This is a genomic window from Vibrio sp. TRT 1302 (genome assembly GCF_050113875.1).
Classification (GTDB): Bacteria; Pseudomonadota; Gammaproteobacteria; order Enterobacterales; family Vibrionaceae; genus Vibrio.
In genome coordinates this window covers 526,606-539,861 of sequence record NZ_JBNJOF010000001.1, presented here as the reverse complement: position 1 = coordinate 539,861, position 13,256 = coordinate 526,606, and the positions used below count along the sequence as shown (strand labels likewise).

Sequence of the window (13,256 nt, the reverse complement as noted above, 5' to 3'; positions counted from 1 at the left end):
TGTGTCATGTTTTGTGGTGATTCTCTTTAGAACATCTGAAGCTGTGATACGCCATCGTCTGCTGGAAATGGTGATAAGTCAGGCAAACGGGTCTGTTGCTGCAAACCCTTATACAAGGTTGCAGCCAACTCTGGAGCGATAAGGTTATCCGATGTGTGAATAAACAAATACGGCTGTTTTCCTTGTGCTATCCATTGAGGCAGTTTAGCTAACCATGGCTGAAAAAAAGCGAGATTCTTCTCTTCTTGTGGGTGGCCAATAAAACGCACCATCGGCTGACTTGCCGTGGCGATGGCATGGACAGGCACTTTGGGTTTTTTCTGTTGGGCATCAAGCAGGGAATCGTAGTGGGGGTGCGTAGGCTCAAGTTGCTCAGAGAACACTGGGCGGCTGTCCATGATTATGCGATCGTAATTGTTTTCGATCAGCCACTGATTCAAGGCAATTTCCGCTTCGCCTTTAGCAAAAAAATCGGGATGGCGAACTTCAACACCGATAGGAAAGTTGGGTGGAAATAGGGCGCAAAATTTCTTCAATGAATCGAGATGCTCGGGTGAAAAGGCCGCGGGAAGCTGGATTGTCCATTGGCCAATCCGATCATGCAGTGGTTGCATGATTTGCATGAACTCTTTCAACTGACTTTGGCAGCCCCGCAGCATTTGTTGATGAGTAATCGCTTGAGGTAGCTTGAAGGTGAAACGAAACTCGTCGTGAGTGGCTGCTTTCCAATTGTTGACGGTGCTTAATGTTGGGGTCGCATAGAAGGTGGTATTTCCCTCAACGGTATGAAAGACGCGCGCATATTTTTCTAGCCTTTCAGAGGGTTTCGTCCCTTTGCCATAAAAGCTTTGCTGCCAATTGTTGTGAGACCACATGGTCAGCCCGAGTCTGACGGGTAAACGGTCCATATTTTGTACTTAACACCCATGATTTGATTAGTAGAATAGAGCTTTGCCGAACCACCCATTATGGGGCTATAATCAGCGCCAATTTTCTTATATTGATGCTGTTTTACGCCTTTATTGCTTTAAAAAGCATCAATAGATGATAAATCGCAATAAATTGTATGCTGGGTAGTCGATCTCTACCAACTTTCAGCGTATAAATGGAACTTTGCTCTATCGGTAAAGTTAACACCGATAGATAGTAATCAACAAATTTAAAGAGATTGGGAAATTCATTATGCGTACCCATTACTGTGGTCACCTGAACAAGTCCCTTGCAGGACAAACTGTAGAACTTTGCGGCTGGGTTAACCGTCGCCGTGATTTAGGCGGTCTTATTTTCATTGATATGCGAGATCGTGAAGGCGTAGTTCAGGTTGTTGTCGATCCAGATATGGCAGACGCGTATGAAATCGCAAACACTCTACGTAATGAGTTCTGTATCAAGCTAACTGGTGAAGTACGAGTACGTCCTGAAAGCCAAGTGAACAAAGACATGGCTACGGGTGAAGTAGAAATTATCGCCAAAGGTCTAGAAATCATTAACCGCAGTGATGTTCTACCACTAGACTTCAATCAGAAGAACTCTGAAGAGCAACGCTTAAAATACCGTTACCTAGATCTTCGCCGTCCAGAAATGAGTGACCGCATCAAGCTACGTGCAAAAGCGTCAAGCTTTGTTCGTCGTTTCCTAGATAACAACGGTTTCTTAGATATCGAAACGCCAGTTCTGACTAAAGCGACCCCTGAAGGTGCTCGTGACTACTTAGTACCGAGCCGCGTACATAAAGGTAGCTTCTACGCGTTACCACAATCTCCACAGCTATTTAAACAGCTGCTAATGATGTCGGGCTTTGACCGTTACTACCAAATCGTTAAGTGTTTCCGTGATGAAGACTTGCGTGCAGACCGTCAGCCTGAATTCACTCAGATCGATATTGAAACGTCATTTATGTCGGCTGATGAAGTTCGCGCGACAACTGAGAAAATGATCCGTGAAATGTGGCAAGAGCTGCTAAACGTTGATCTAGGTGAATTCCCAGTAATGCCGTTTAGCGAAGCTATCCGTCGTTTTGGCTCTGATAAGCCAGATCTACGTAACCCACTCGAGCTTGTAGACATCGCTGACCTAGTGAAAGACGTTGAGTTCAAAGTCTTCTCTGCGCCTGCTAACGACGAGAAAGGCCGCGTTGCTGTTATTCGCGTACCAGGTGGCGCGTCACTGACACGTAAGCAAATTGATTCTTACGGCGAATTCGTTGGTATCTACGGTGCTAAAGGTCTAGCTTGGATGAAGGTTAACGACCGTGCAGCAGGCATTGAGGGTATTCAGTCTCCTGTTGCTAAGTTCCTAAGCGAAGACGTGATCAACGGCATTCTAGATCGTACGCAAGCTGAAACTGGCGATATCATCCTATTTGGTGCAGACAAAGCAAACATCGTTGCTGAAGCAATGGGTGCTCTACGTCTGAAACTAGGTAAAGATCTAGAGCTAACCAATGAATCTGCATGGGCGCCGCTATGGGTTGTTGACTTCCCAATGTTTGAAGAAGACGACGAAGGCAACTTGCACGCAATGCACCACCCATTCACATCACCTCTAGGTGTGAACGCGGAAGAGCTAAAAGCGAACCCAGCAGCTGCAAACTCGAACGCATACGACATGGTGCTAAATGGCTATGAAGTGGGCGGTGGTTCAGTACGTATCCACAACGCAGAAATGCAAGCAGCAGTATTTGACATTCTAGGTATCGATGCACAAGAGCAGCAGCTTAAGTTTGGCTTCCTATTGGACGCACTTAAGTTCGGTACACCTCCACACGCAGGTCTAGCATTCGGTCTTGACCGTCTCGTTATGCTGCTATGTGGTACTGAGAACATCCGTGATGTTATTGCGTTCCCGAAAACAACAGCGGCTTCATGTCTACTGACCGATGCTCCAAGCCTAGCGAATCCAGCGGCGCTTGAAGAGTTGGCTATCGCTGTCAAAGTAGCAAAAGAAAAAGACGCGGAATAATTTTCGAGTCACATCAATCTATTTGCAGCCGCTTGGAAACAAGCGGCTTTTTTGCATTCAAAGCATGAATATTACGCGTCTTTGTGTTAAAAATACGTAACACTTTTGGGTAATAGAAACTTATATGAATGATCACCTAATTCAATACAACGCAACGCAGCAACTTAGGCGCAAAGTCTTAGTTGGAATGTGCATTGTATTAGGATTGGCAGGATTACTATTTGGTCTGGTCAATATTCTCTACTTTGGTGCGAGAGCCCGAGTGTTGGGCATTTTGGAACTGGTCTATTTTGTTGCCTGTTTTGGGATGTTGTTTTACATCTGGAAGCGGGAGCAACCAAGTTGGTTTCTCATCTTTCATTGTTTCGTCCTGACATTCTTAATCTGTTTTGGCACCTATGTCAGCAGGATTGAAAGCTCGCTCTATATATGGGCGATAGCGTTACCGACTGTATTCTATCTAGCGTTGGGTCTTAGGGTTGGATTTTACTGGAGTTTGATTTGTCTCGCTTTAGAGCTAGTTGCCCTTCATTTTGCCCTGCAAGACACCGTGTTAGTTCGTTCTACCGTCTTGCTCAACTTCGTATTGGCTTATGTGTTTGTCTGGACGATTTCTCATGTTTACGAGGACAGTCGAGTTAAAGGGGTCGACAGACTCAATGTGCTCGCACATCAAGACGCCCTTACGGGAGCACAAAACCGCCTCGCTTTGGTCACTGCTTTTCAGCAGCAGCCAGTAGCACTTGAGGGAAGCTATCTGTACACCTTAGACATAGACGACTTCAAAGTGATCAATGATAGCTACGGCCATGCGGCGGGTGACGAAGTCTTAAAAGAGGTAGTGAGACGCTTAGAGAATGTCGTGAACCGCCAAAAGATTTATCGCATGGGCGGTGAAGAATTTGTTGTTGTGCTCGAGCCTGAGCTGATTCCAGAGCGAGGAGTGACCGAGCTGGTCGAAAAATTACAGAGCAGTGTGATGGGCAGCCCCATTAATTTCAATTCAACCTCAATTAATGTCACTTTTAGTGCAGGCGTGGAGCAGTTTACCTGTTCTGAAGGCTTAGACAAGACGTTGTCTAAAGCAGACAACGGCCTGTACTTAGCCAAAAAAGCAGGGAAGAAGTGTTCCTTTTATCAAGGAAAAGCGGTCGCTTAACTCGATTGCAGCTGTGCAGTTAAAGCGTGATTTCTTTCCATTCCCCAGGTTGTAAATCACCCAGCTTGATCTCTCCGATGGAGTGACGGATTAATCGTAAGGTTGGAAAACCTATGTTGGCTGTCATGCGACGAACTTGACGATTACGCCCTTCAACAATGGTGATTGCTAGCCAAGTTGTTGGAATGTTTGCGCGGAAGCGAACGGGTGGGGTGCGTGGCCACACGTTTGGTTCAGGCATAATCTCAACTCCAGCAGGCAGTGTCATTCCATCTTTCAGTTCAACCCCTTTGCGCAGCTTGTCCAAATCATCTTCGGAAGGTGCGCCATCGACTTGTACCCAATAGGTCTTAGGTGATTTAGAGCTAGGCTGAGTAAGTTTGGCTTGCAGAATGCCATCGTTCGTCAATAGCAGTAAACCTTCGCTGTCTCGATCGAGTCTTCCTGCGGCATAAACACCTTTCACGGGAATAAAGTCTGCTAAGGTCTTTCGTCCATCACCATCCGTAAACTGGCTTAACGTATCAAACGGTTTATTAAACACGATGACCTTGCGATCTTGCAGCGAGATTTTGGGCTTATTTGACGGAGAGGCTTTACGAGCATTGGAAGAAGGTTTATTGGTTCCACCATTTGATTTTTTGTGTTTAAAACCAGAGCGTTGCTTTCTCGATGTCGCAGAGGATGAGTCACGGCGAGTGCGTGATGACATGTTAACTACCTTGCAAAAATGTAAATAAAGTGTGTTGTAAAGTTTCTTCAGCGGCTTAGATGAGCTATCATTTGCGCGCCCGAAAACAGGATTGTTGAACAAGATAATAGACTATTATCATGTTTTTGTTTAATTATAACTAACCGCGCTCAAGTCACTCGCTGTGAAGCGACCAAAACAAAAAGAGACGGACAAAACGCGACAAGTGAGGGGATGAATAATCAACTTGTTGCCGGCCATTTACACAAAGCTACTCATCCGATGGCTTTGCTAGAACAATAGGGAAATTTCATGCCTACAGAAAAACCTACAATTATTTACACCATTACTGATGAAGCACCTGCGCTAGCGACATATTCACTTCTTCCAATTATTCAGTCGTTTACTGCTTCTTCAGGTATCAACGTTGATACACGTGATATCTCTCTAGCTGGGCGTATTATTGCTAACTTCCCAGAGCACCTAACAGAAGAACAACGCATTGGTGATGCACTGACTGAACTTGGTGAGTTGGCTAAAACACCAGAAGCAAACATCATTAAACTACCTAATATCTCAGCATCTATTCCTCAGCTGAAAGCAGCGATTAAAGAGCTACAAGAAAAAGGTTACAACCTACCTAACTACCCTGAAGAACCAAGTACGTACGAAGAAGAAGCTATCAAAGCAACGTACGACAAAATTAAAGGTAGTGCGGTAAACCCAGTATTGCGCGAAGGTAACTCTGACCGTCGTGCTCCTCTATCTGTAAAGAACTACGCGAAGAAGAACCCACATTCAATGGGTGCATGGTCTAAAGATTCGAAGTCACACGTTTCTAGCATGGCAGACAACGACTTTTTCGGTAGTGAAAAATCTCATACCGTTTCAGGTGAAACAAAAGTTGCCATTGAGTTTGTTGATGCTGCGGGTTCAGTAAAACAGCTTAAAGCACCTTTTGCACTGCAAGACAAAGAGATTATCGATTGCTCAGTAATGAACAAGAAAGCCCTAGTGGAGTTCTTTGAAGCGCAAATCGAAGAAGCAAAACAGCAAGACGTATTATTGTCTCTGCACATGAAAGCAACAATGATGAAAGTCTCTGACCCAGTGATTTTTGGTCATGCTGTGAAAGTGTACTACAAAGACGTATTTGCGAAATACGGTGACCTATTCGATAAGCTTGGCGTTGACGTAAACAACGGTCTGGGTGATGTGTACGCTAAGATTCAAGCGCTTCCTGCGGCACAGAAGGAAGAGATTGAAGCGGCTCTACAGGCTGTGTACGAAACTCAACCGCCTTTGGCGATGGTTGACTCAGATCGCGGTATCACAAACCTACATGTTCCAAGTGACATCATTGTCGATGCTTCTATGCCAGCAATGTTGCGTTCGTCGGGCCAAATGTGGGGACCTGACGGCAAGCAGAAAGACACTAAAGCGATGATTCCAGATCGTTGCTATGCAGGCATCTATCAGGCTGTGATTGATTTCTGTAAAGAGAACGGTGCATTCGATCCAACAACAATGGGCAGCGTACCAAACGTTGGTCTAATGGCTCAGAAAGCCGAAGAGTACGGTTCTCATGATAAGACCTTTATCCTAGATGCAGCGGGCACAGTGCGTATCGTTGATGCATCAGGTGCAGTTCTACTAGAGCAATCAGTAGAAGAAGGCGATATCTTCCGTATGTGTCAGGTTAAAGACGCACCAATCCAAGATTGGGTGAAGCTTGCAGTTACTCGTGCACGTGCAACGGGTGCGCCAGCGGTCTTCTGGTTAGATGAAAACCGCGCTCATGACGCTCAGCTGATTGAGAAAGTAAACGAGTACTTGCCTCAACACGATATCGACGGTCTAGAGATCAAGATCCTTGCTCCACTAGAAGCTTGTCAGTTCTCTCTAGAGCGTATTAAGCAAGGCCTAGATACGATCTCAGTAACGGGTAACGTTCTTCGTGACTACCTAACTGACTTGTTCCCGATTCTTGAGCTTGGTACGTCTGCGAAGATGCTATCAATCGTTCCTCTAATGAACGGTGGCGGTCTATTTGAAACGGGTGCGGGTGGTTCTGCTCCTAAGCACGTTCAGCAGGTAGAGAAAGAAAACCACTTACGTTGGGATTCACTAGGCGAGTTCCTCGCTCTTGCCGCGTCTCTTGAGCACCTAAGCACAGTCACTGGCAATGCTAAGGCGCAAGTACTGGCAGACGCTCTGGACAAAGCAACCGGTGACTTCCTAGATAACAACAAATCTCCTTCGCGTCGAGTAGGCGAACTGGACAACCGTGGTAGCCATTACTACCTAGCAACATACTGGGCACAAGCACTCGCGTCACAATCTGACGATGCTGAGCTTGCTGCTGAATTTGCGCCAATCGCTCAAGCACTAGCCGCGCAAGAAGAGAAGATTGTTGCAGAATTGAATGGTGCACAAGGTGTCGCTGGTGACCTAGGTGGCTACTATGCACCTGTGTTTGAAAAAGCGTCAGCTTTGATGCGTCCAAGCGAAACACTTAACGCAATCATTAACGGCTAAGTCATACATTAGAGACAACAAAACCCGCTGAAAAGCGGGTTTTTTTTATGTTTAAAACGATTAAGTTGGCAGCGATTTTATTTTGCTGGTTGAGCTTCAACCGGAACTACACAGCTTGCGTGATAGCCTTTAGGTCCTTCTTCCACTTCAAAATTCACTTGTTGGCCAGCTTTCAGAGTACGATAACCATCCATTTTAATGGTTGAATAATGTGCAAACACATCTCCATCCTCTCCCTCTGGACAGATAAAACCAAATCCTTTGGCGTTGTTAAACCATTTTACTGTACCTGTAGCCATGCTATACATCCCTCATGCATTTTGTTACTGATGTTGTTTGAATGTTTACATTGATTCCTTGTAAACAGAAAGTGAATTTCCATTCAGCCGCTGCCAAATTTTCAGTCACTATTTGACCAATGTAGCCAATGATTGAGCACAGTCAATAGGAAAAAGGTATTACAGTCTACATATTTACAAACAAATCACTTTTGAGATTTACATTTTTGTAACGATTTGGCTTGATAAATATCGATAATATATAAGTGGCTGTTATTGTTTTTGGTTTCTTTTTAATCAATTAGATACATCTCTTCCGCCGATAGAAATCTTTTATTTGCAGCGACGCAATTGCTGCATTAGTCTCTAAGTAAGAACAAAATTTAATTGCAGCGTTTTGTTCGGAATAGTAAGAACTAAATTCAAAACTTCTGCTCTGTGAAGTGGTAAAATTAAAAGAGTCAAACATCAACGTCTAATAGTCATGAGCAAACATTTTGAATGGGTTACTCCAGATTCAGATCTGCTGGAGCTAGAGAAAACAAAAGTTAAGCCACCGTCCATGTATAACGTTGTCCTAAACAACGATGACTACACGCCAATGGACTTTGTGATTGAGATCCTAGAGCGTTTTTTCTCTATGGATATCGACAAAGCAACGCAGGTGATGCTCCAGGTGCATTATGAGGGAAAAGCAATTTGTGGCACGTATACTGCAGAAGTTGCTGAGACCAAAGTAGCGCAAGTTACAATGTATTCTAAGGAAAACGAGCACCCTTTGCTTTGTACAATGGAACAAGCCTAACGCTTGTTCGAGCAACCTAAGTTGTTCTTATAGGAGGTACTTATGCTGAATAAAGAATTAGAGTCGAGTCTAAACGGCGCATTTGCTCGCGCTAGAGACAAACGACATGAGTTTATGACTGTCGAGCACCTCCTGTTAGCATTGTTAGAAAACGATGCAGCGAGAGAGGCTTTGCAGGCATGTCAGGCAGATATAGATTCGCTTCGTAGTGAACTGGATGTTTTCATTGATCAAACTACCCCTCTCATTCCAGAAAACGACGAAACTCGCGAAACGCAACCCACTTTGAGTTTTCAACGCGTTTTGCAACGCGCAGTCTTCCATGTTCAATCTTCCGGTCGTAGTGAAGTAACAGGGGCAAACGTCCTTGTGGCGATTTTTAGTGAACAAGAGTCTCATGCGGCTTATCTACTTAAGAAAAACGACATTAGCCGCCTAGATATTGTTAACTTTATTTCTCACGGTATTACCAAAGCGTCGAGCTCGAGTGATGATTCTCATTCATCTGACTCTTTCAGCGACAACGTTGAGGATACCGGCTCAGAGGAGCGCCTAGAAAGCTTTGCAACGAATCTTAACCACATTGCAAAACAAGGGCAGATCGACCCACTGATTGGTCGCGAGAAAGAATTAGAGCGAACGATTCAGGTATTGTGCCGTCGTCGTAAAAACAACCCATTACTGGTCGGTGAGGCTGGGGTTGGTAAAACGGCGATCGCTGAAGGTCTTGCATGGCGAATTGTGGAAGGCCAAGTGCCTGAGATTATCGCTAACAGCGTGATTTACTCGCTGGATATTGGCTCGCTACTTGCGGGTACTAAGTACCGTGGTGACTTTGAGAAACGTTTTAAAGCGATTCTTAAACAGCTAGAAAAAGAAGACGATGCCATCCTGTTTATCGATGAGATTCACACCATCATCGGTGCAGGTGCCGCCTCTGGTGGTCAAGTTGACGCGGCAAACCTAATCAAGCCATTACTAAGCAGCGGCAAACTTCGTTGTATCGGTTCGACAACTTATCAAGAGTACAGCAACATCTTTGAAAAAGAGCGCGCACTATCGCGTCGCTTCCAAAAAATCGATGTGGTTGAACCGTCTCTTGATGACACCACTAAGATACTTATGGGCTTGAAACCTAAGTATGAAGCACACCATGAAGTGCGTTATACCAACAAAGCGCTTCGTGCGGCGGTTGAGCTATCGGCTAAATACATTAATGAGCGTCATCTGCCTGATAAAGCGATTGACGTTATTGATGAAGCAGGTGCTCGCAGTCGTTTGGCTCCAGCGAGTCGTCGCAAGAAAACCGTAGGTGTTGCAGACATCGAAGCTATGGTTGCTAAAATGGCGCGTATACCTGAAAAATCTGTCTCATCTTCAGATAAAGAGATACTGCAAAAACTCGATGAGAAGATGAAGATGCTGGTGTTTGGTCAAGATGATGCCATCGATGTACTAAGCGAGGCGATCAAGTTGACTCGTGCGGGCCTTGGTGCAGACCATAAACCAGTGGGTTCATTCTTGTTTGCAGGCCCGACGGGGGTCGGTAAGACTGAAGTCACGGTTCAATTGTCGAAACTACTTGGTATCGAGCTACTTCGCTTTGATATGTCTGAATACGGTGAACGTCATTCGGTGAGCCGTTTGATTGGCGCGCCTCCGGGTTACGTCGGATATGATCAGGGTGGTTTGCTGACTGACGCCGTCATCAAGCATCCTCACTCAGTCGTTCTGCTCGACGAAATCGAGAAAGCGCATCCAGATATCTTTAACTTGCTACTGCAAGTTATGGATAATGGTACTTTAACGGACAACAATGGTCGTAAAGCTGACTTCCGTAACGTTATTTTGGTGATGACTACGAACGCTGGTGTTCAGGAGACCGTTAAGAAATCTATCGGTCTGATCCAACAAGATCATAGTCATGACGCTATGTCGGAGATCAAGAAGGTCTTTACGCCAGAGTTCCGAAACCGTTTGGATAACATCATCTGGTTCAATAGCTTAGATGAGCATGTGATCCACCAGGTTGTCGACAAATTCATTGTTGAGCTACAAGCGCAGCTTGATGCTCGTGGTGTATCGCTCGAAGTTTCGGATGATGCTCGCCATTGGCTTGCAGTGAAAGGTTATGACAAAGCCATGGGGGCTCGTCCTATGGGGCGTGTTATCCAAGAGCAACTGAAGAAACCACTCGCGAATGAACTGCTATTTGGTTCTTTAGTGGACGGCGGTACAGTGAAAGTTGATCTCAATGATGATGAGCTAAAGTTCGAGTATCACAGTGAGAAAGAAGCGGCCATTCATCCGTAAGCCGTGGAAATGTTAACAAAGCCAGAGCATTGCTCTGGCTTTTTGTTTATCGGCTTCAAGCTGGGTCGTTAACCAAAAACAGATTTCACCGCCTGATATGCACTTTCTACACTTGTTGGAATGGATTGTTCAATTTGGAAACCAAGCTTGGGATAGTCTTTAATTCGCTCGAAATCTCCCAGCATTGCTGTCACTGTCGTTGTGAGGTCAATGTCCTCGTTGAAGTAATCACAGAAAGTGGTTTTGGGTGATGTGACACAAATGTGCTGACAAGGCGTCGGCCACTGCTTAACGAAAGTCGCGTAGGTACGTCGCTCCATGTACGGCTTTTGAACCAAGATAAACGACTCAAAATTTAGCCCTAGATTTTGCAATAACTGGTAGGTGAAACGAACATTTTCACCTGTGTTGGTCGCTTTATCTTCAACAATAATGTCAGCCGCTGGTACACCAAGATCTTTCGCGTAATCGGCAAAAGTCTGGGCTTCACTAGAAGTAAAAACACCTTCAGTTAATCGGCCAACGCCCCCCGAAAAGATGATTTTAGACGCCCATCCTGCAAGATAGAGTTGAGCCGCATGCTCCGCAACGCGGATATCGTTGCTGCCAAGCACAAAGATGCAATCAGACCGTTGTAAGGTGTCTGAAAGCTGCATGTACTGCCATAAATGTTCAATCTGCTGGTAGAGTTTTAATTGACTCATAAGATGTCGACCTTTTCTAGAGTGCATCCAAGGTGTGTTGAAAATGAAAGCGATAACCTAAGGAAATAAGTTTATCGGCGACGATGCGTTTGTCTGGGACATGCACGAGAGTGGGCAGCTTGTTATCGCTCTCAACACTGTCTAACGCTGCCTGATAGTATTCTGCTTTACTCACCGTGTTCGGGGTGGTGGCGTTGACAGTGGTATCTATGCTGTTCAGGGCCATAAAACTTACAACACCTACAGCATCGTGCAAATGAAGCATGTTAGCAGGAGCTTGGTCGCTAACTTGTTTTAACATCGCCGCGAATCTAGAGGGATGTCGGTTGGGGCCAACCAATCCACTGCAACGAACAATTGCGTAGCTGAGCCCAGAATGAATTAGGTGATGCTCAGCCTGCAACATGATCTTGGCATTGTCACTAAACTCAGGATTATCGATACTTTTATCCAGAGTCGCATCCTCCTCGACCATCTCTTGAGCAAGGTTAGGGTACACAGTGGTAGAACTCACCATGACAACCCGTTGAACCCCATTGTTTTGCGCAGATGCAATTAGCGTTTGCCAATTCCCAAGGTAGTCTTGACCACTCTGTTTGCGAAAACCCGGAGGGAAACAGCCAATAACGATGTCAGTTGGAGTTGAACTGAGCTGTTGGTCGAGATCTTTACTGCCATTCGCTAGGTTAGCGACGAAACTATTGATACCGAGTTGTTCAAGTTCCTTCACGCCCTCTGGTGTCGTTTTGCTGACATGGACACTGTGTCCAATAGAGGTCAAGTACTGGCCAAGTGGTTTACCTAACCAGCCTCCGCCTACGATAGTTATCTTTTTCATTATTTCGTCCCTGATAGGAGCGTACGAAGCTCTGTACGAAGAAGTTTGTGTACTGGTTTGTTGGCGAACCCTTGGTGCTGAACAACATCGACATTGGCTTGCCATTGTAGCTGCTCAAACTCGATTGGAATTCGCTTAATCTGTTTTTCTTCACAAGCATTGGCTGCGATATGAGTAGGTAAAAATCCCCAGCCAAAGCCTTGAGCGATCAAGCCTAATAATACGTGGTAGCTATCTGCGTACCAAATATCGGGGCTGTATGCCTGCTGAAATCCGCTGACTTTGTTATTTCTAGAGCGTAACAACAATTGGCGATGAAGCAACAGTTGATCGACATTGGCAGATGTTTGCATTGCAAGGGGATGTTTCTGACTCACATACAGATCAAATTCAACGTGGCCAATCGATTCGAAATCAATGCAGGCAGGGGTGTTGATCTCTGAGAAAATTAATCCGGTTGTTGCTCTTTTTTCGGTCACCATATCGAGAATGTCGGTACTTGAAGAGACCAGTATCTCAACCTTTAGATGGGGGTATTGGCTTGTTACCTGTTCAAGTACGCCTGTGAAATTGGCTAACGGAATCCCTTCATCAATGGCAATGGTGATCGCTTGCTCTTGTGGAGCGAGCAGGCTATTGCTGCACTCAATCAAACGTTGATGCTGCCTGAGAGTCGCGTTGGCGTGGGGGAGTAATTGTTTCCCTGCCTCTGTCAGGACTGGGTAACGACCTTGACGATGAAACAGTTCCGTCCCGCAGTCGATTTCTAAATTCATTACATGCTGACTCACCGCAGACTGCACTTTATTAAGCTTGCGAGCGGCGGCTGAAAATGATCCAGTTTCGACGGTAGCGGTAAAGGCTGAAAGTTGCTCAATACTAAACATATCACTTTTACTGATGGTAACTAACTTTTTAGTATCTTGATTATAGATGATGATGTCACTCCAAGTTGAGATCAAACAGAGA

Annotated in this window: 11 protein-coding genes; 5 read left to right on the top strand and 6 right to left on the bottom strand. The window is 45.3% G+C overall.

Annotation, left to right across the window (positions count from 1 at the left end; all coding sequences use genetic code 11):
- Positions 1 to 26: 26 nt before the first annotated feature.
- Positions 27 to 908 (bottom strand): DUF72 domain-containing protein, encoded by an 882-nt coding sequence (locus ACQEXP_RS02525; RefSeq protein ID WP_426967962.1) that lies wholly within the window; start codon positions 906 to 908, stop codon positions 27 to 29.
- Positions 909 to 1,182: 274 nt separating this feature from the next.
- Here ACQEXP_RS02525 and aspS point away from each other — a divergent pair, with 274 nt between their 5' ends.
- Entirely contained in the window at positions 1,183 to 2,961 is a 1,779-nt protein-coding gene (gene aspS, locus ACQEXP_RS02520; RefSeq protein WP_426967960.1) for an aspartate--tRNA ligase, read from the top strand.
- 124 nt (positions 2,962 to 3,085) lie between these two features.
- Positions 3,086 to 4,120 carry a GGDEF domain-containing protein gene (locus tag ACQEXP_RS02515; protein WP_426967958.1) on the top strand — a complete coding sequence of 345 codons (1,035 nt, stop codon included), beginning with the start codon at positions 3,086 to 3,088 and terminating at the stop codon, positions 4,118 to 4,120.
- 19 nt (positions 4,121 to 4,139) lie between these two features.
- On the opposite strand, the gene ACQEXP_RS02510 is transcribed toward ACQEXP_RS02515, so the two are convergent.
- Positions 4,140 to 4,832: a pseudouridine synthase gene (locus ACQEXP_RS02510; RefSeq protein WP_426967956.1), complete on the bottom strand. Its 693-nt coding sequence runs from the start codon at positions 4,830 to 4,832 to the stop codon at positions 4,140 to 4,142.
- 291 nt (positions 4,833 to 5,123) lie between these two features.
- Between ACQEXP_RS02510 and ACQEXP_RS02505 the strand changes: the two genes are divergently transcribed.
- Positions 5,124 to 7,349 carry an NADP-dependent isocitrate dehydrogenase gene (locus tag ACQEXP_RS02505; RefSeq protein ID WP_426967954.1) on the top strand — a complete coding sequence of 742 codons (2,226 nt, stop codon included), beginning with the start codon at positions 5,124 to 5,126 and terminating at the stop codon, positions 7,347 to 7,349.
- A 77-nt stretch (positions 7,350 to 7,426) separates the two neighbouring features.
- Here ACQEXP_RS02505 and cspD read toward each other — a convergent pair whose 3' ends face one another.
- Entirely contained in the window at positions 7,427 to 7,648 is a 222-nt protein-coding gene (cspD, locus tag ACQEXP_RS02500; protein ID WP_138972431.1) for a cold shock domain-containing protein CspD, read from the bottom strand.
- A 463-nt stretch (positions 7,649 to 8,111) separates the two neighbouring features.
- Between cspD and clpS the strand changes: the two genes are divergently transcribed.
- Both clpS and clpA read left to right on the top strand, forming a co-directional pair.
- Entirely contained in the window at positions 8,112 to 8,432 is a 321-nt protein-coding gene (clpS, locus tag ACQEXP_RS02495) for an ATP-dependent Clp protease adapter ClpS (protein WP_006879492.1), read from the top strand.
- Between the two features lie 42 nt (positions 8,433 to 8,474).
- Positions 8,475 to 10,745, top strand: coding sequence for an ATP-dependent Clp protease ATP-binding subunit ClpA (gene clpA / locus ACQEXP_RS02490; protein WP_426967952.1), 2,271 nt, complete (start codon positions 8,475 to 8,477; stop codon positions 10,743 to 10,745).
- 68 nt (positions 10,746 to 10,813) lie between these two features.
- Here clpA and ACQEXP_RS02485 read toward each other — a convergent pair whose 3' ends face one another.
- The 3 genes from ACQEXP_RS02485 to ACQEXP_RS02475 are packed head-to-tail and all read right to left on the bottom strand — an operon-like array spanning position 10,814 to position 13,174.
- Entirely contained in the window at positions 10,814 to 11,449 is a 636-nt protein-coding gene (locus ACQEXP_RS02485; RefSeq protein WP_426967951.1) for a YdcF family protein, read from the bottom strand.
- 16 nt (positions 11,450 to 11,465) lie between these two features.
- On the bottom strand, positions 11,466 to 12,287 hold the full coding sequence (locus ACQEXP_RS02480) for an NAD(P)H-binding protein (protein ID WP_426967949.1): 822 nt from the start codon (positions 12,285 to 12,287) through the stop codon (positions 11,466 to 11,468).
- Positions 12,287 to 13,174 (bottom strand): LysR family transcriptional regulator, encoded by an 888-nt coding sequence (locus ACQEXP_RS02475; RefSeq protein WP_426967947.1) that lies wholly within the window; start codon positions 13,172 to 13,174, stop codon positions 12,287 to 12,289. Before ACQEXP_RS02475 ends, ACQEXP_RS02480 begins: the two co-directional genes overlap by 1 nt.
- Between the last annotated feature and the right edge of the window lie 82 nt (positions 13,175 to 13,256).

Bases quoted from the DNA above. Each gene is read 5' to 3' on its own strand.
- ACQEXP_RS02510 (WP_426967956.1), bottom strand. From the start codon at position 4,832: ATGTCATCACGCACTCGCCGTGACTCATCCTCTGCGACATCGAGAAAG.
- ACQEXP_RS02525 (WP_426967962.1), bottom strand. From the start codon at position 908: ATGGACCGTTTACCCGTCAGACTCGGGCTGACCATGTGGTCTCACAAC.
- ACQEXP_RS02480 (WP_426967949.1), bottom strand. From the start codon at position 12,287: ATGAAAAAGATAACTATCGTAGGCGGAGGCTGGTTAGGTAAACCACTT.
- cspD (WP_138972431.1), bottom strand. From the start codon at position 7,648: ATGGCTACAGGTACAGTAAAATGGTTTAACAACGCCAAAGGATTTGGT.
- ACQEXP_RS02515 (WP_426967958.1), top strand. From the start codon at position 3,086: ATGAATGATCACCTAATTCAATACAACGCAACGCAGCAACTTAGGCGC.
- ACQEXP_RS02505 (WP_426967954.1), top strand. From the start codon at position 5,124: ATGCCTACAGAAAAACCTACAATTATTTACACCATTACTGATGAAGCA.
- ACQEXP_RS02475 (WP_426967947.1), bottom strand. From the start codon at position 13,174: ATGTTTAGTATTGAGCAACTTTCAGCCTTTACCGCTACCGTCGAAACT.
- aspS (WP_426967960.1), top strand. From the start codon at position 1,183: ATGCGTACCCATTACTGTGGTCACCTGAACAAGTCCCTTGCAGGACAA.
- clpA (WP_426967952.1), top strand. From the start codon at position 8,475: ATGCTGAATAAAGAATTAGAGTCGAGTCTAAACGGCGCATTTGCTCGC.
- clpS (WP_006879492.1), top strand. From the start codon at position 8,112: ATGAGCAAACATTTTGAATGGGTTACTCCAGATTCAGATCTGCTGGAG.
- ACQEXP_RS02485 (WP_426967951.1), bottom strand. From the start codon at position 11,449: ATGAGTCAATTAAAACTCTACCAGCAGATTGAACATTTATGGCAGTAC.